General features: G+C 66.0%; 17 protein-coding genes. 9 read left to right on the top strand and 8 right to left on the bottom strand.

Annotated features, from left to right (window positions below):
• On the top strand, positions 1–282 hold a 282-nt coding region (locus ACFQ7C_RS18805; protein WP_378904928.1), incomplete at its 5' end, for a hypothetical protein.
• A gap of 692 nt (positions 283–974) precedes the next feature.
• On the opposite strand, the gene ACFQ7C_RS18810 is transcribed toward ACFQ7C_RS18805, so the two are convergent.
• The 4 genes from ACFQ7C_RS18810 to ACFQ7C_RS18825 form a co-directional block, all read right to left on the bottom strand.
• Positions 975–1,691 carry a TMEM175 family protein gene (locus tag ACFQ7C_RS18810; RefSeq protein ID WP_378904931.1) on the bottom strand — a complete coding sequence of 239 codons (717 nt, stop codon included), beginning with the start codon at positions 1,689–1,691 and terminating at the stop codon, positions 975–977.
• Between the two features lie 88 nt (positions 1,692–1,779).
• A complete protein-coding gene (locus ACFQ7C_RS18815; protein WP_378904934.1) occupies positions 1,780–2,940 on the bottom strand; it encodes a glutathione-independent formaldehyde dehydrogenase in 1,161 nt (386 codons plus the stop codon).
• A 133-nt stretch (positions 2,941–3,073) separates the two neighbouring features.
• Positions 3,074–4,243: a zinc-dependent alcohol dehydrogenase gene (locus ACFQ7C_RS18820; protein WP_378904937.1), complete on the bottom strand. Its 1,170-nt coding sequence runs from the start codon at positions 4,241–4,243 to the stop codon at positions 3,074–3,076.
• Positions 4,240–4,707 carry a hypothetical protein gene (locus ACFQ7C_RS18825; protein ID WP_378904940.1) on the bottom strand — a complete coding sequence of 156 codons (468 nt, stop codon included), beginning with the start codon at positions 4,705–4,707 and terminating at the stop codon, positions 4,240–4,242. The genes ACFQ7C_RS18820 and ACFQ7C_RS18825 overlap by 4 nt, the downstream gene beginning before the upstream one ends.
• A 589-nt stretch (positions 4,708–5,296) precedes the next feature.
• Here ACFQ7C_RS18825 and ACFQ7C_RS18830 point away from each other — a divergent pair.
• The 4 genes from ACFQ7C_RS18830 (at position 5,297) to ACFQ7C_RS18845 (ending at position 8,399) form a co-directional block, all read left to right on the top strand.
• Complete coding sequence (locus tag ACFQ7C_RS18830; protein WP_378904943.1) at positions 5,297–6,160, top strand: SMP-30/gluconolactonase/LRE family protein; 864 nt, start codon at positions 5,297–5,299, stop codon at positions 6,158–6,160.
• Between the two features lie 435 nt (positions 6,161–6,595).
• Positions 6,596–6,871, top strand: a complete 276-nt coding sequence (locus ACFQ7C_RS18835) for a hypothetical protein (RefSeq protein WP_378904946.1) — start codon at positions 6,596–6,598, stop codon at positions 6,869–6,871.
• Between the two features lie 368 nt (positions 6,872–7,239).
• Positions 7,240–7,815 (top strand): helix-turn-helix domain-containing protein, encoded by a 576-nt coding sequence (locus ACFQ7C_RS18840; RefSeq protein ID WP_378904949.1) that lies wholly within the window; start codon positions 7,240–7,242, stop codon positions 7,813–7,815.
• Positions 7,816–7,817: 2 nt separating this feature from the next.
• Entirely contained in the window at positions 7,818–8,399 is a 582-nt protein-coding gene (locus ACFQ7C_RS18845) for a hypothetical protein (RefSeq protein WP_378904952.1), read from the top strand.
• Positions 8,400–8,406: 7 nt separating this feature from the next.
• On the opposite strand, the gene ACFQ7C_RS18850 is transcribed toward ACFQ7C_RS18845, so the two are convergent.
• Positions 8,407–8,745, bottom strand: coding sequence for a hypothetical protein (locus ACFQ7C_RS18850; RefSeq protein WP_378904955.1), 339 nt, complete (start codon positions 8,743–8,745; stop codon positions 8,407–8,409).
• Positions 8,746–9,406: 661 nt separating this feature from the next.
• On the opposite strand from ACFQ7C_RS18850, the gene ACFQ7C_RS18855 reads away from it, so the two are divergent.
• From ACFQ7C_RS18855 to ACFQ7C_RS18870, 4 genes are all read left to right on the top strand, one after another.
• A complete protein-coding gene (locus tag ACFQ7C_RS18855; protein WP_378904958.1) occupies positions 9,407–10,555 on the top strand; it encodes a PQQ-dependent sugar dehydrogenase in 1,149 nt (382 codons plus the stop codon).
• A gap of 23 nt (positions 10,556–10,578) precedes the next feature.
• Positions 10,579–10,962: a hypothetical protein gene (locus ACFQ7C_RS18860; RefSeq protein ID WP_378904961.1), complete on the top strand. Its 384-nt coding sequence runs from the start codon at positions 10,579–10,581 to the stop codon at positions 10,960–10,962.
• Positions 10,963–10,977: 15 nt separating this feature from the next.
• A complete protein-coding gene (locus ACFQ7C_RS18865) occupies positions 10,978–11,688 on the top strand; it encodes a PQQ-dependent sugar dehydrogenase (RefSeq protein WP_378905085.1) in 711 nt (236 codons plus the stop codon).
• 258 nt (positions 11,689–11,946) lie between these two features.
• Entirely contained in the window at positions 11,947–12,849 is a 903-nt protein-coding gene (locus ACFQ7C_RS18870; RefSeq protein WP_378904964.1) for an alpha/beta hydrolase, read from the top strand.
• 515 nt (positions 12,850–13,364) lie between these two features.
• On the opposite strand, the gene ACFQ7C_RS18875 is transcribed toward ACFQ7C_RS18870, so the two are convergent.
• The 3 genes from ACFQ7C_RS18875 to ACFQ7C_RS18885 all read right to left on the bottom strand — a co-directional run bounded on the left by ACFQ7C_RS18875 (position 13,365) and on the right by ACFQ7C_RS18885 (position 16,940).
• The gene (locus tag ACFQ7C_RS18875; RefSeq protein WP_378904967.1) at positions 13,365–14,699 is read right to left on the bottom strand and encodes an MFS transporter; all 1,335 of its coding nucleotides are present in this window, start codon (positions 14,697–14,699) and stop codon (positions 13,365–13,367) included.
• 193 nt (positions 14,700–14,892) lie between these two features.
• On the bottom strand, positions 14,893–15,660 hold the full coding sequence (locus tag ACFQ7C_RS18880) for an SDR family oxidoreductase (protein ID WP_378904970.1): 768 nt from the start codon (positions 15,658–15,660) through the stop codon (positions 14,893–14,895).
• Positions 15,661–16,061: 401 nt separating this feature from the next.
• Entirely contained in the window at positions 16,062–16,940 is an 879-nt protein-coding gene (locus ACFQ7C_RS18885; protein WP_378904973.1) for a helix-turn-helix transcriptional regulator, read from the bottom strand.
• Between the last annotated feature and the right edge of the window lie 13 nt (positions 16,941–16,953).

Here is a 16,953-nt window from a genome sequence, read left to right on the forward strand (position 1 = left end):
GCCGGCGGGCTGTTCCTCGGGCTGATGGTCGGCGGCATCGCCGCGCTCCTGGTCACCCGCGCCCGCAGCGGCCCCACACTCGCCTACCGCCGCGACCGCCGTCACCAGCATGACGGGAACGACGCGGCACTCTGGGCAGGCGCCGCGGAGCCCTCGGCCGACAGCGAGCCGTCACCCCTTCGGAGATCGGACGATCTGGAGCCTGCCCCGGTTGCAGCGCACGGGGGTGCCGAGAGCGCGTTCGACCAGGCGCCGGTCCTTGCGCGGAAGATGAGAAGCTGAGGACCACGTGCAAAGCGAGGTCAAGTGAGCCGCGACTGCTTTCCTGCCCTTCCCCGTCATCAGGAGGTCGCATCGCGTTTCTGCGGGTGGAAGCCCGTCGGTGCAACAACGACGTCTCCTCACGGTCGCAACGCGCCTTGGGGGAGACGTCCAGATTCGTGAGGAGACGTCTGCGCGCCACCGTACGCCCCACGGTGATCCTGTCAAGGGGGGTTGCGACACGGGGCGAGCGGGACATATCGACGAGGATCGATCGACTGAGCCAGGCATGCGCATCAGGCCCAGGACGTCGACGAGTGGTGACCGAGTTGGCGCCGTTTTGGCCCCCAGCTGAGATTGCCTCGTGACCGGTGCATGCCTGACTGCCGGCGGCTTCCGCGGTTTCGTTTCGGATCGTAGCGACGCTGAATCCGACTGGCAAGACCGTCTGCTCCTCTTCAATATTCTGGGCGAAGAGGAACGGTGCACACGGTGGTGCGGTCGAGCTGATCACGGGTTCAGTGCCGTTACGCAATCTCGGCAGCGCGATTGAGGACCGACTTACGCGCGGCTGCGTCGCGGCGCCAGGCCGGCCACTCAGCCTCAGAGTCAGCGCCGTCAGCGACCGCAAAGACCGGCTCGCGTCACTTCCGGTTGGGGTGGCCGTCCCCACGAGTTGTCACCAGAGTGGCATCGGCGGAGGGACGGCTTGGCTAGCGGTCATGGTTGCCGGTGCGGGCGCTGTCGCGATCGCTGCGGCGGAGCTTCGCTGGGTGGTCGTGTCCGTGGCTGGTGAATGCGTAGAAGACGGGGAGGAATAGGAAGACCGCGGATGCAACGAGGGGGTGGAGCACGACGCCGGCGGCCCCGGCGGCCAGATACAAAATCACCCCGATGACTGCGCGGGGCCGTTCGTGGGCGAAGTAGGAGTCGTCGACTTCCTCCTTGGTGAGGTCCGGGTGCCGTGCCAGGTAAGAGAAGAAGAGCAGCCAGGACAGGCATAGCAGTGCGCCGATGAGCGCGTAGAGCGCGACGGCGACCTTCTGGTCGGCGAGATCGCCCGTTCTGGCTGTCTCTGCGATGATCGCGGTCGGCCATGGAACCAGCGCGAGTGTCGCAAGGATTGCGAGGTTCATCCACTGCAGCCCGATGTCCATCTCGCGGATGCGGGTGAACGCGGCCTTGTGGTTCATCCAGATCACGGCGAGATAGACATAGGATGCCGCGTACGCCAGGTACGTGGGCCACTCATCCAGCAGACCAGCGAGCAGACCCCCGGGTTCGGTGTCCGGCGGCCGAAGATCCAGGACGAGCAGGGTGATGACGATCGCGATGATCGCATCGCTGAACGCCACCGCACGCGCCGGGTCCGCCCTGGTGGACACACCGCTCGATCGCCTCTGCTGCCGACGTTCGTTGTCGTCCTGCACTGTGCTCGTCCTCCTTCGCGGGCGGGTGCGACGGCTCACCGATCACGGCGGACCGTCACACCTGCTGCCGCACGTCGTTTCGGACTGATCAGGAACCGGCCGTCGCAAGTTCGGGGTGCAGCACGACCTTGGTCCAGCCGTCGTCGCGGTTGTCGAAGTGCTCGTAGGCGTCGGGCGCTTCGTCGAGGCCGATTTCGTGGCTGACGATCCACGAGGGGGTCGCCTTCCCTCCTGCGATGAGATCCCGCAGTTGCCTGTTGTACCGCTTCACCGGGCACTGGCCGCTGCCGAGCTTCTGCCCGCGGAACCAGAACTCGCCGAAGTCGAACGCGGCTTTTCCCTGCTTCGCCAACTCGTCGGGGCCGCCGGGATCCTGCGGGAGGAACACCCCGACCACGCCGATCTCGCCGGTGAACCGGACCGACTGTACGAGGCGGTTCAGGGTGAGGTTCTGGTCCTCGTTCCCGTCGGGGTCGTGCGCCTGGTAGCCGACGCATTCGCAGCCGTTGTCGGCGCCGAATCCCATTGTCATCTCGTTGACGGCTTCGACGGGGTCGACGGCGGAGTCGTCGATGGGGATCGCGCCGATCTCCTCGATCAGTCGCAGCCGGTCGGGGTGGCGGTCGACGACCATGACTTTGCCGGCGCCCTTGAGGATGGCGGAGTAGGCGGCCATGCATCCCACCGGCCCGGCGCCGTAGATCACGGTCTGGTCTCCGGGTTTGACGCCTGCCAGCTCGGTGGCGTGGTACCCGGTCGGGAAGATGTCGGCGAGCATGACGTAGTCGGTCTGCTTCTCCTCCGCATCCTCACCCAGGCGGAGACAGTTGAAGTCGCCCCACGGCACGCGCAGGAACTCGGCCTGACCGCCGGCCCAGGGCCCCATATCGGCGAAGCCGTAGGCCGCTCCGGCCAGCAGGGGATCGGGTTGCGCGGTGAGGCAGTAGTTGGTGAAGCCTCGTTCGCAGTTCTTGCAGTGGCCGCAGGCGACGTTGAACGGCAGCACCACGTAATCGCCGACCTGCACTTTGTCGACCCCGTCGCCGACTTCGATCACCTCCCCCATGTTCTCGTGGCCGAACCAGCGGCCCGTCTCGAAGTCAGTTCTGCCCTCGTACATGTGCAGGTCGGAGCCGCAGATGTTTGTGGTGGTGATGCGGACGAGGACGTCGGTGGGCCGTTCGATCCGGGCGTCTGGGACATCCTTGACGCTGACCTTGCGGGGGCCGTCGTAGACGACAGCTTTCATGATGTTGCCTTCCGATAATGGGTGTACGAAGCGATGCGTTCTCACCGTGCGGTGGCAGCTGGGATGGTCGACCTTCGTTCTCTTCGCGGCGCTGAGCCGACGAGACGGACAGGCTTTCTGCTTGGTGAGGCGTCTAGGGCTGGAAGACCGCCCGCACGCAGCCGTCGGTCTTGTCCTTGAACATCTCGTAGCCGGCGGGCCCCTCCTCAAGCGGCATGACGTGCGTCGCGAGGTGCTCCGTGACCAGCTCGTCGCGGGCCATCCGCTCCAGCAGCATCGGGATGTACCGGTGCCCGTGCTGCTGGGCCGAGCGAAGCGTGAGGCCTTTGTTCATCAGCGGCCCGAGGGGGAATTTGTCCACGAACCCGCCGAAAACGCCGAGCACGAAGACGCTCCCGCCCTTGCGAGCCGCGAAGATCGCCTCGCGCACGGCGGTCGGCCGGTCGGTCTGCAGCCGGAGCTGCTGCTTGATCTGGTCGTACGCGAAATCGATCCGATCGCTGTGCGCCTCCATACCGACCGCCTCGATGCACACGTCCGGGCCGCGCCCTCCGGTCAACTCGCGCAGCTCGGCGAGCACCTCGCTCGTCTCGTAGTTCATGGTCTCGGCGCCGATCACGTCCCTCACCTGCGCGAGCCGCTCCTGGTACCGGTCGATGACGATGACCCGCTCGGCACCGAGCAGCAGTGATGCTCTCGCCGCCATCTGGCCGACGCCGCCGGCGCCCCAGACCGCCACCGTGTCGCCGGGCTTCACTCCGCCGAGGTCGGCACCCATCCACCCGGTGGGGGCAGCGTCGGAGGCGAACAGCGCCCTCTCGTTGCTCACGCCTTCGGGGACGGGGAATGCTCCCTGATCGGCGTACGGAACTCGGATGTACTCGGCATGGCTGCCGGCCCACCCGCCGAGAGCGTGGGAGTAGCCGTAGCATCCACCCGGCGCCTGGCCCCACAGCATCTCCGGGATCCCGGCATTGGGGTTACCGTTGTCGCACAGCGAGAACAGCTCGTTCCGGCAGTACCAGCACTTCCCACAGCTGATGAACGAGCACACGACCACCCGGTCGCCGACTCGATGCTTCGTCACAGCCGACCCGGTCTCGACCACCTCCCCGAGGAACTCGTGACCCAGCACATCCCCGCCGCGCATCGTCGGCACATACCCGCCGAGCAGGTGCAGATCGGACCCGCACGTGGTAGTGAGCAGGACGCGCACGATGATGTCCTGCGCGTTCAGGATCGCCGGGTCGTCGACGCTCTCGACGGCGAGCTTGTTCACCCCGGTCCAGCACAGAGCCTTCACAGCACACCCTCGCCCTTCGCCTCGTCCTCAGCCTTATCAACCGCACTGCCCAGCAGAGTGGTCGGGCGGTGTCCATGTGGTCGCGGCTTGGCCAGCAGCACCTCGCCGGTCTCGAATACCTGCTTCGCATCGCGCAGAGCGACACGCAACACCTGGTCGGGATCGTCGTCGCCCAGCAGCGCCTTCGCATCGGCGTCCTCCCGGATGCGCGCGTGCACCTCAAAGCCCTTGTCGCCGGGCGCGGTATCGATCCGGAGTTCCAGTAACTCAGCGAGCCGCTGCAACGGTGCCGGATACCCGCTCTCGGTGAAGGCTGCGGACTCTCCCAAGACTGTGACTGATTTCCATCCCTCCGGATGCCGACCGTCACCCTCGGAGGCGGGCCGCTGTCGAACGAGCGACCTGGCCACCAGCCCCGCAGCCACACCGACCGCACCTACAGCGACCGCCGTCTTCACACCCATGACTTCTCCCTACGTTCAGCGTCGGTGTCGGCGAGGAGCCCTCATGGTGTGTGCGCGCGCCCCGATCCACTGAGGGCCTTCACAGGCATCGGCAACAAGAGGACAATGCCCAGCACCCGTGGGGCGACGATGCAGACGTCGCGAGCAGGTGCCCTGACGAAAGTGCTGCCGCCGCACGCGCTTCGGCCGCAGCCCTTGAGGACAGCGCCACTAGTACGCTGAGCGACCCGTGTGCGGTCGCCGGTGCCCAGTCACTAGCTCGCGGTGGAGGGATTGGGCTGGCTGTATCAGAGATCAGAAACGGTGTTCATCGCGACCGACACGGGCGCACGCGACTCGGTGGGTCCGCCACTGCTGCCATCGGCGCTGATCCTCGGCGGGGCGCTAGCCGCCTGCGTCGCGGCGATCAGGGCGCGTAGAACCCGACGGACTGAAGCCTTCAAGCGCCCGGGTGAAGGACCCCTTGAGGGCCCCGCGACCGGCCGGACGACCTCATGGACGACGCCGCGCACCCCGACGCGGTTTCGGCTCCGAGGATCCGCAGGCCCGTCGGCGCGTTCGGTAGCAACATGACAGAGTTGACCCTGGAATGACCGAGACCACGCCTCTGATTCAGCCGGGTGCACAGCTGGAGCGCCTGTACGCCGGTATGGCGTGGGCCGAGGGACCGGTCTGGCTCCCGGATGCTGGAGCCGTGCGCTGCAGCGATATCCCGAACGACAGGATCCTGCAGTTCGACGCCGCGACCGGGCGCGTAGACGTGTATCGAGCCGGAGTCGAGTTCACGAACGGTCGGACCCTCGATCTCGAGGGTCGGGTCGTGCAGTGCTCACACGGACTGCGCCGGATCGAGCGCGACGTCGACGGAGTCGTGACGCCGATCGTCGATCGGTGGGACGGTGTGCGCTTCAATTCGCCGAACGACGTGGTGGTCGCTTCGGACGGCGCGATCTGGTTCACCGATCCGCCCTACGGCATCCTTTCCGATCACGAAGGACACGCCGCGGCGCCTGAGTACGAAGGATGCTTCGTGTTCCGCTTCGACGAGCGGACGGGCGAGCTGCGGCCGGTGATCACCGATATGGTGCATCCGAACGGACTCGCGTTCTCACCGGATGGGACGGTCCTCTACGTGTCGGACACGGCAGGGGCCACGCAGCCGGGCGTCCCCCGCCACATCCGCCGCTACCGCGTGCGCGACGGCGCATGCGATCAGGGAGAGACCTTCGCGCTGATCGGGGACGGAGTGTGCGACGGCCTGCGCGTCGACGCCCGCGGGCGGGTCTGGGCATCCAGCGCCACCGGCGTCGTCGTCTTCGATGCGGCGGGTGCCCGTGTCGGCGCGATCCCCGTTCCCGAGATCGTGTCCAACGTCTGCTTCGGAGGCGAGGACGGTAGCACGCTTTACATCACCGCATCCACCAGCCTCTACCGCATCCGCATCAGCCTGTAACGCCGAGGACCGGGAGGTCCAGTGTGCGGATCGTCGTCGGGGGGGGGGGGGGGGCGACCTGGCACGTCGGGCGATATCCGATCCCTGGGCTGGTCACAGACGGCGGTCGTCGGCCATGTCCAAGGACGAAGTCGCACGATCGGGACCGGTCATCGAACGCTTGTCGCGGAATGAGGCAATCTTCGAAGCTCTGCGAGTTGACGCTGAGGTCATGGGCCGAGGTCGGGTCGACCTGCGTTCTCAGATTCAAGTCTGGGGCTCGGTGATCGCCGCGGGCCTGCCCGATCGCGTCGTTCACGCTGACGCTCTCGGACACACTGATGCAGCCGTCGATTTGACGGCTGCGCACCGGGGTGTGGGCGGGCCGCAACCTGCATCGATGCCTGACGCGGGCATACTCGTCGGATGGGATCGAAGCGGTGGGATGCGACTCGCGTGATCCCGCTGCTTGAGGGAAAGCGCCTCGAGAGGCTTCGCGGCAAGCTTCAATCGCGGCTCCGTGCGTATCCGGACGAAGAACTTCGCGCGGGGCTCGCCAACCACTACCGAGGGCGGCGCGACATGGCGGGCCGCTGGGGCACCGCGATCAGCGGACTGGCATCCCTCGACGAGCAGCAGGCATTCGCGGGAGTCGTTCGAGCGCACGGTGGCACCCGCGTGGTCGAGATCCGCGGAATTCCGGGCCTCGCGAAGACCGAATATGAACGATGACTGTGCCACGCGGTTGCGAGCGGGTCGCGATCCCTTGAAAACACTGGGATCAGAGGTGCGGAGGATGGGGGATTCGAACTCTCATTTTCTGAGGCACGTATGGGCCGTTTTGTCGCGTAATTCCGCGGTTTTCGGGATGCCTCGACGTATGGCCGCCAGCATGTTCCTGCATCGATCTGCACGGCGTGTCGCCGGTTAATGTGCCTTAACTGTGCCACGAGATCGGGTCAACTGAGCCAAGTGTGCACATCAGGCTCAGTTGGCGCTAGCGGCCGCGCGGCTACGCGGTCGATTTCTGGGCGCTGACGGACGACCCTTGACTCGGTCGAGTAGAATATGTTCTTGACGACATAATCTGGGAGGTGCTCATGACCGCCGCTTCGACACTCGTGCGCGCTGCCCGAAAGAGCCGCAGGCTCACCCAGCAGCAACTCGCCGAGCGCACCCACCTCGATCAGAGCAGTGTTTCTCGGTCCGAGGGTGGCCGCGATGCGGAGTTCAGCACTATCCAACGTTTGCTCGCAGGTGCAGGGCACCGCTTGTATTCGGCACCCACCCAGCGGGACGACGCCGCGGCAGTCGCCGTCGAGATCCGCGAGCAGCTCAACGTCAAAGACAAGGACCGCGCGTTGCGCGCGCTCCTGCAGCTCAACGACAATCTGGTGGCCGAACGGGGGCTTGTCCGCGGCGTGCTCGGGCTGGCCGAGCCGGAGTCCACCAAGGATCCCGTGTGGGATGCGGCGATTGCCGGCCTCGTGGCATGGCGATTGCGCGAGGAGGGTCTTCCAGCGCCCGACTGGGTGAACGCGCCGAGTCGCTACCTCAGCGCCCCTCGCACACTCGACGTGGATCCGGCAGATCCCGCCCCACCAGGGTCTGAGGTCCCGAAAGAGTTCGCAGAGCGCGGTGTGCACGTATGGCGTGACACCTTCACGAGCGTCTGATCGTGGCTACCTCGCTGAACCGCGACGACATCATCAATGGGCTCCGCGAGCTCATCGCAGAGCTGCGTGCGTCCGGTGAAGTCGCCGGCATCCGTCTGGTTGGCGGTGCTGCACTCGCACTTCGCTACTTCGACCGAGGCACCACGCAGGATCTCGATTCGCTGCACATTCAGCCCGGCAGCGATGAAGCGGTGGCTGCAGCATCCGCGCGCGTTGCGGATCGCCGCGGTTGGGATCAGGAATGGCTGAACTTCAGAGTCGAGCAAGCTGATGCGTTGCCAACGCTCGGGCGCCAGGTCGAGTGGGAGACGATTTTCGACCAGAACGGCATTGCGATCGAGGTGGCTTCCAAGGAGGCGTTGCTCGCAATGAAGCTCCGCGCCAATCGGCCCGGCCGGGACACCAACGACATCCGCCAGTTGCTCAGCCTCTGTGAGGTCGCGACGCTCGAGGCGGCGGAGGACCTCTACGAGGACTACTACCCGGGCGATGGACTCAGCGACCGTGCCGTCGGGATGGTGCGACGCATCCTTGATGGCGGTCTGCCTGACCATGTGCCGTCACCGGGTCCTATCGACCTATGAGGACGACTCAGCGAGGGATCACGCCCCGCTTCATCAGGGCCTGCCGGCTGAGCTTCGTCCGCGAGCTCAACGCAACCCAGGTCTGCCCTCGACCCCGGAGCCATGACACGAGTTCGTCGCGTTCGTGCAGGAGCTTCTCCTCTTCGCGGTGAAGCTTCTCCAGGTCGCGGCTGAGTGTGCTCAGACGGTCGAGACCTGCACGGGTGTCGCCCCATTTGCGCGCCAGCAGGCGCTCTGCCGCTGATCGTTCGTCCGCGTCGCGACGGGCGCGTTCGGCTTGTTCGTGCGCCTCAACTTCGCGCACCTGAGCGGCTTGACGCTTGGAATGTCGGCGTCCGCGGACCATGTAACCAGGTTGTCACGCGTGCCCAGTGTTCTCAAGAGATCTGAGCGTGCCACTGAAAAGTGCCTGCGTACATTCCGGTTTCGATTCCGGACTCGTTCTCTCGCCGCCTTGGGTCTTGCTTCTTGGCTCCCTTTGAAGCGCTCGGGCTCGTTCGTGCAGTCTCCGTCGAGTGGGGTGGGTGGCTCGCTCGGCAAGCGTTGGCTCGCCCGCCGATGGCACCGCCATCGCGCATGTCGTCGGCCTGGCTATTCCAACGGGCGACCGCCGTATCACGAGCAGTGAGAATCGGCGCTTGATCCCTAACTTCGGCCACCCGCATCCGCCGGGCCACCGATCCGCCATGAGCCACCGCTAGACATGTCTGTCTCGCCGTGTGAGCGGGTGGCGTCATTAGCCGTTCTGTCTCCCCCTTAGTCTCCGCGTCACGATGCGAGAGTGTCGCCAAAGTGCCAGTTGCTCAACGGCCAGCTGGTCGTGAGGCGAGGATGACCGACAACGCCCGGACGCGGAAGGGACTGCTGAATCGTGGTCTGAGGGGTCCTGTCTCGATCTCTCCGACCCACGTAGCGTTCCCGGAGTGTGCAAAGCGGGCCAGCAACCACATACGACGCGGCCCGGGCTCACCATCCCTCCCCGGAATCACCACGACCAGGAGTCAACCATGAAGCGAGCTGCCCTCCTCGCGCCGTTCCTTACTGCATCATTGCTCCTCGCCGGATGCACGGGTGCGCCAGATGCGGCGACCCCACCGGCACCGCCGTCTCCCACCCAAGCCGACGCAGCGGCGCCGACCGGAGATACGTCTGCCTACACGGGTCCGAGTTTGGCCGGGCTGAGCACGGATGACTTCGACGTCACGGTGGTCACCGATGACCTCGACTACCCCTGGGAGGTGCGTCAGTCGGAAGGCACGCTCATCGTCACCGAAGTGGGCGGCACGATCGCGATGATCGAACACGACGGTCGGCTTGATCGGTACACAGTCCAGACGTCCAATCCCGTGGTCCACGACGGCGGGAGCGGCCTTTTGGGCCTGGCGCTGGCTGAGGACTTCGCCGAGTCGGGCACCGCCTACGTCTACTACACCTACCGTGGCGGCTCTGGACTGGCGAACCGGATCGTGGAGGTGCAGTTCGACGGCTCGACGTGGCAGGAGATCGAGGTGCTGGTAGACGGCATTCCGGGCCACGAGCTTTACAACGGCGGCAGGATCGCGATCGGCCCCGACGGCTACTTGTATGCGACAACGGGGTGGGTTCACGACGCGCAGATGCCCCAGGATCTGGACAGCCTCGCCGGCAAAGTGCTGCGTGTGGGACTGGACGGGTCGGTCCCCGAAGACAACCCGTTCGACGGCTCATTCGTCTACTCCTACGGGCACCGCAACCCTCAAGGCCTGGCGTGGGACGCCGACGGCCGGCTGTTCTCGTCTGAGCACGGCGAGTCGGCCAACGATGAGATCAACCTCATCACTCCCGGCACGAACTACGGCTGGCCGCTTGCCCGGGGCGCGGACCAGCAAGACGGTATGGAGCCTGCCCATCTCGGATCCGGATCGAGCACCTGGGCGCCCTCGGGCATCGCCTTCGCCGGCGACGAACTCGTCGTCGCAGCTCTCGCGGCCCAGATCCTGTATGTGATGGACGACCAGGCACGAAGCATGGAGCCCTTGTTCAGTTCGGGCGAACGATCCCGGGCCGTGCTCCCCTACCAGGACGGGATCTACGTCACGTCTACCAACACGTCTCCGAGAGCGCCCGAAGGGTCGGAGTCGGTGGACCGTCTGCTGTGGATCACGGCGGCATCGTGACGAAATCCTTCCGATGCGCGGCCGTGACTGTCCTGACCGCACTCAGTCTCGCCCTAGCGGGGTGCGCCGGCGGCGCGGGAGACCACGAGCCGCGGCAAGCTTCTCCGTCGACGACGGCGATCGGTACGCGGAACACTCCTGCAGGCACGACCGCACTGGGCGGGGTGCGCGAGATCGCTACCGGCTTGGAGGCGCCCTGGTCGATCGTGTTCGTCGACGGAACGGCGCTGGTGAGCGAGCGCGACAGCGGCCGGATCCTCGAGATCGCACAAGACGGCTCGGTACGCACTGTCCACACGCTGTCGGACATCGTCCGCCCCGAGAGCGGTGGCGGCATGGGCCCTGAAGGCGGCCTGCTGGGCATGGACGTCGATGACGAGCGCCGCCTCTACGTCTACTCCACCTGAGCCGACGGCAACCGCATCCAGCGATTCCAAATCGAGGGGGCGCCTGGAGCGTTGCGACTCGGTCAGCCGGAGACGATCCTCACGGGACCAGGCGCTGGGGTCTACCACAACGGCGGGCGTATCGCCTTCGGCCCCGACGGCATGCTGTACGTCACCGTCGGCGATGCCGGCCGCGCCACCGACGCACAGGACATCGAGTCGATGAACGGAAAGATCCTGCGGCTCACCCCGGACGGCGACGTGCCAGAGGGCAACCCGTTCGAGGGTTCGTACGTCTACTCATTCGGGCACCGAAACCCGCAAGGACTCGGGTGGGCCGAGGACGGCACCATGTTCTCGACCGAGTTCGGCGCGAACTCCTTCGACGAGCTCAACGTGATCGTGCCGGGCGGGAACTACGGCTGGCCGGAGGTCGAAGGCATGGCAGGCGATCCCGACTACGTGGACCCCGTCCAGCGGTGGGAACCCGCCGAAGCCAGCCCCAGCGGGATGAGCGTGATCGGCGATCTCATTGTGATCGCGAACCTGCGCGGCGAGCGGCTGCGTGCGGTGCCAACGTCCGATCCTGCGACCGCGACTGATCACTTCACGGGCGACTTCGGGCGCGTTCGCGATGTCGTTGCCACACCACAAGGGAACCTCTGGCTGCTCACCAGCAACACCGACGGTCGTGGGGAGATCACGGCAGGCGACGACCGGATCCTCGAGGTCGAGGTCATCCCGTAGACCCCACGGCCCGACGCACATAGCTCCTCGTTCCCATCCATCGACCCCAGTAAGCACGACCCCGAGAACGACAGAAAGGCAAGACGAACGATGACGAGAACACGTACGGCCATCAATCGCCACACCCTCCTGGTGGCAACAACGGTGTCAGCCGCGTTGCTGCTGTCCGGATGCGCCAGCAGCGCACCGCCCTCGCAAACCCCTGCCGCTACCGTCGCCCGCGGCGAGAAGACTGGTCACGCGGCAGGGTCGGAGAGCGTGACCTTCCTCAGCGATTCGGTCACCATCGCCGGCAACCTGTACCTTCCGCCGGGCTTCGACACCTCTCAGACCTACCCGGCGATCGTCGTCTCGCACCCCTGGGGCGGGGTCAAAGAACAGACAGCGGGACTGTACGCCCGCTCGCTGGCCGAGCAAGGATTCATCACGCTCGCGTACGACGCATCCCACTACGGCGAAAGCGGCGGCGAACCGCGGAACTTGGAGGATCCCAGCCACCGTGTCCGCGACATCAGCAGCGCGGTCACCTACCTCAGCAACCACCCCCAGGTCGACGCTGCCCGGATCGGAACGCTCGGCATCTGCGCCGGCGGCGGATACACCATCGATGAAGCCCAGACCGACCTGCGAGTCCGGGCTGTGGCCACAGTCGCCGCATACGACATGGGAGCTGCCGCGCGCGAGGGCATCGAGGGAGCACCCGTCTCGTACGAGCAGCGGATGGCTCAGCTTGAGGAGATCGGCGCGCAGCTGAACCGGGAGGCCGGCGGCGAGCCGCTCGTCCAGCAGCTCGTGCCCAGCCCCGACCAGCTGACCGCTGACACACCGTCGTTCTTCCGGGAGGCCGCCGACTACTACCTCACGGAGCGCGGCGGCCACCCGCGCGCGGAGAACCGCTACGTCGTCACGAGTGTGGGTCTGCACATGGGGTATTTTCCGTTCGCCCAGATCGAGGCCATCTCCCCGCGTCCGCTGCTGCTCATCACCGGGGAGAACGCCGAGACTCGACACTTCAGCCAAGCCGCTTATGACGCGGCGAACGAACCGAAAGAGCTCGTGATCTTGCCCGGCGCTTCGCATTTCGATCTCTACGACAAGGCCGAGCATGTCGAGCCGGCCGTGGAGCGCATGTCCGCCTTCTTCACCGAGCACCTGCAGTAGCCCGCCACCGTCCGCGTCGCCTACGAGGCGTGCGGTAACCGGCGCCGGACGATTGGACGGCGCTCTCCTCGGAGTCAGCGCGGCTGTACTCCCACCACCGTTCATCGGACAGGCCCACGGAATACGGGTCTGTCCGATGAACGGTGTCTCTGGCAAGGCGGTCATCGGTGATGCGGCCTTCGAAAGCGATCACGAACGCGTTCAGTACCGCTACAAGCACTTCAACGCGGCGGCATCGTTCGGGAAGTGCCCGCGGCGCGCGGACGGCGCGTAAGTAGCTGGTGTGGCGTGGTTCGACTCGATCGCGTTCGAGCTGCCCGACGACTCGTCGAATCTCGACGGCCCAGTCGAGGAAGCGACGAGCTCGACCCACTCGTTCTGCCGGCCGGTCAGAGGCGCCGCAATTCTCAAGGTCCGGGCGGTGTTTGCCGCCGGCGTGCGACGCAGCGTCCGCGCGGGTGGGAGCCGGTGTGGTCGGCGCGGGTGATTTCCCGCACCGACCACGCACAGGATGGCTACCTGACTTTCTTGATCGGGAAGATCACCAGCGCTCCGATGAGACACAGGACGCCGCAGATCGTGAACCACAACCCGTAGTTGTTGCCGGTCTCGTCGCCGACGTAGACGAAGATCGCGCCGAGCATCGGGGCGAAGGTCTGAGGCAGGGCGTTGGCGATGTTGAACACACCGAGGTCTTTGCCCGAATCATCTGGGTTGGGCAGTACGTCCAGGACGAGTGCCATGTCGACGCCGAGGTAAATCCCGAACGCGATGCCGAGGATGAGCTCGATGAGGATGAAGGTCGGGATGTCCTGGGCGAAGATCAGCGCGACGGTACCGGCCGCGTAGAGCGCGGTCGAAACCCACACGAACACCTTGCGTCGGCCGAGGCGGTCGGAGAGCCATCCGCAGGTGTAGCTGGCGACGACGAGCGCGGCGGTGTAGATGAGCACGCTCTGGGAGATCACGCTCGGGATGTCTGCCTCGCGGACGTCGACGTGGTTGAGCAGGTAGAAGAACCGGAAGGCGCTGAACCCGAACGCGGCGAACATGATGAGGAAGCGCGACCACCAGGCGAGCGCGTAGTCGGGGAACTTTACGGGGCTCACCCAGAAGGTCTGAAGGATCTCGCGGATGCTCATCGCCGGGGGCTTCTCGGGAAGCACCTGGTCGTCGAGCACGAACGCGAAGATCACCATGGCGACGATCGCGAGGATCGAGGGAACGACGAACATGATCAGCATCTGATCCGCGAAGAACTGGGCGACGTAGACGCCGCCGAGCACGCCGACCTGCTGGGCGATCATGAGCGCCGCGCCGATCTTGCCGCGCTGGAACCTGGGGACATGGTCGGCGAGGGTCGCGGTGAACGGGGCGAGCGTCATGTTCGCGCCGAACTGGGCCAAGGCCCAGCCGATGGTCGCGATCACCAGGTTGGGGGCGAGCGCCATGATGACGAACGCGATGGTCATGGTGACGGTGCCGAGCACGATCCAGATGCGACGGCGGCCCCACTTCGAGGTCGTGCGATCCGAGACTTTACCGAAGACGACGTTGGCGATGGTGGCGAACAGGGCGCCGACGCCACCGAGGATGCCGGCGGCTCCGGTTGCAGCGTTCTCGTCGATCGCGCCCAGGTGCACGAGGTCCTGGATCTTGAGCCCGACGCCGACGATGGCCGGGCCGAGCAGGGCGATGAAGAAGACAAGCTGAGCAATGAGCAGCCAGACGACATACTTCTTCGGTGCGGGGTCGGTGGGCTCCTTGAACCAATGATGTTCGCGGACCATGGCCGTCGCAGCGGTCATCCCCGAGGGGTTCCCTGCGGCGGCACCACTTACAGAACTCATACCGGCCTCCTTTGGCGGCTGAGGAAGCGGCATCGATCGGATCGACGCCCCTCTTCTTCTTGTTGGGGTTTGGAATGTGAGACGGGAGGAGCTCGGACCGCGCGTGTAGCCGCCTCGAGCTACTGCCCCGCTCTCATTCGCGTGACTTCATCTGCGAGCCGGGAGGGCAGCGGATCCCGCGTGGTTGGCCCAGTCATCCGGCGGCAAGACCGCCGTCGACGGGGAGAGCAACGCCCGTCACGTACGAGGAGCCATTGCTGCACATCCACAGCACGGCATCGGCGACCTCGGATGCGCGGCCGATGCGGGGGATGGCGGCGCCCTCGGCCATGGCGTCCTTGTCGAGATCACCAGCGGCGACCATTCGATCGACCATCGGTGTCTGGATGATGCCGGGGCAGACGGCGTTGACGCGGATGCCCTGACGTCCCTCGTGGAGGGCCGCCGACTTGGTCAGAGCAAGGATCGCGTGCTTGCTGGCGATATAGGCGGAGGCCGTCGGGCCGGCCTTGAGCCCGGCGATGGAGGAGTTGTTGACGATCGCTCCGGACTGCTGGCGACGCATCTGCAGAATCTCGTGCTTGAGCGAGTTCCACACGCCGGTCATGTTCACCCCGATCACCTGGTCGTAGACCGCGCGGTCGGTGTCGGCGATCGCCAACGGCGGCATGTTGATGCCAGCGTTGTTGAACGCCGCGTCGAGTCGTCCATAGACCGCGACGGTTTCCGCGACGGCAGCGGCCATCTGCGCGTCGTCGCTGACGTCAGCGACCACGGCGTGCACGGCGTGTCCGGCGCCGGAGAGCTCATCGGCGGCGGTGCGGACCGCGTTCTCGTCGATGTCCACCAGAACGGTCGCAGCGCCCGCTGCGGCGAACGCCTCGGCGGCGGCAAGTCCCATGCCGGCACTCGCTCCGGTCACCATCGCGACCTGGTTGGTGAAGTCGTAGTTCAGGGTCATGATCTCATCCACGGGTCTTTCTGATGCGGCGAAGCTGGACGGGAGACTCTGGGCGGCGCCGTTGCCTCCGGGCTGATGAAATCGACTTTGGCCTCTACCGGATTTGGGGAACAGGACCTGCGCAGACGTGGTCTGCCAGGTCCTGTCTCCTCAGGATCGAGACGCGTAGCGTTGTGACCACGTGTCGGTCGCGCGAGCAGGGCAGCTTCGAACCCCGCTGCGTTGCGATGGCCGCCGCGTACGCTGCTGCACGAACGAGAATCGACATCCTGTTCGCGGGCCGGCGTCGGGGCTGGCCTACGGGCTCGGTGGCTTCCGTCTGAGGCCTGCCGAACGCAACCGGAAACGGCGTCCCGCCCCTACCCGCGAGCGACGCAACGATCCGGGAGAAGCGGATGCGATCACAGTTCGCGGCTGTGCAGGTGTTCGACGCCGGTGTGCCCCGAGGCGTGCCAACTGGCCAAGAGCTTCATGGCGTCGGCCGTGCGTGAGCCCGGCTGAACCGTGAATACGAGCATTGTCAGCCCGGGATCGGCGGACAGCTCGAAGGACTCGTAGCCGAATTCGAGGTCTCCGACGTCGCGATGGGTGAGCAGCTTAGCGCCGCTGCGGTAGCGGAACACTTCGTGCGACGCCCACATGGTTCGGAACTCGGGGCTCTGTGTGGAGAGCGTGCCGATGACCTGGATCAGTTCTTTGTCGTAGGGATCCTGCGCGCTCGCGGTATGGAGGAGGGCGACGACGTTGCGCTGAGCGTCGTCGTAGTCTCGGTGGAAGCGCTTCGCGGCCGGGTCGAGGAAGAGCCAGTGGGCGTAGTTGTAGCGGTCCTGCGATCCGTCAGCGGGCAGCGAATGCAACGCGCGGCCTGCCTGGTTGAAGGCCAGGCGATCGAGTCGTGCGTTCTGGATGAGCGCGGGCGCCTGGATCGAGTCGAGGACCAGCTGTACGTCCGGGCGGACGGTGGACCTATTCGAGATTCTCTTGCCAGGCGAGCGTCGCTGTGTGATGGTGACGAGATTCATGAGGTGCTCGCGCTCGTCGTCGTCCAGTTGCAGTGCCCGTGCGATCGCCTCGAGAACCTCCTGCGAGGCCCCCGAGGTCTTGCCGCGCTCGAGCCGGGCGTAGTAGTCGACGCTCACTCCCGCCAGCTGTGCGACTTCCTCGCGGCGCAGCCCGGGCACGCGGCGGTTGCCGCTGTAAAGCGGAACCCCGGCCTGCTCGGGCGTGAGCCGGGCTCGGCGAGCGGTGAGGAAGCTGCTGATCTCGGCCGAGGAGTCCATGTTCCGGATGATA

This window comes from Microbacterium sp. NPDC056569 (genome assembly GCF_042793475.1).
Classification (GTDB): Bacteria; Actinomycetota; Actinomycetes; order Actinomycetales; family Microbacteriaceae; genus Microbacterium.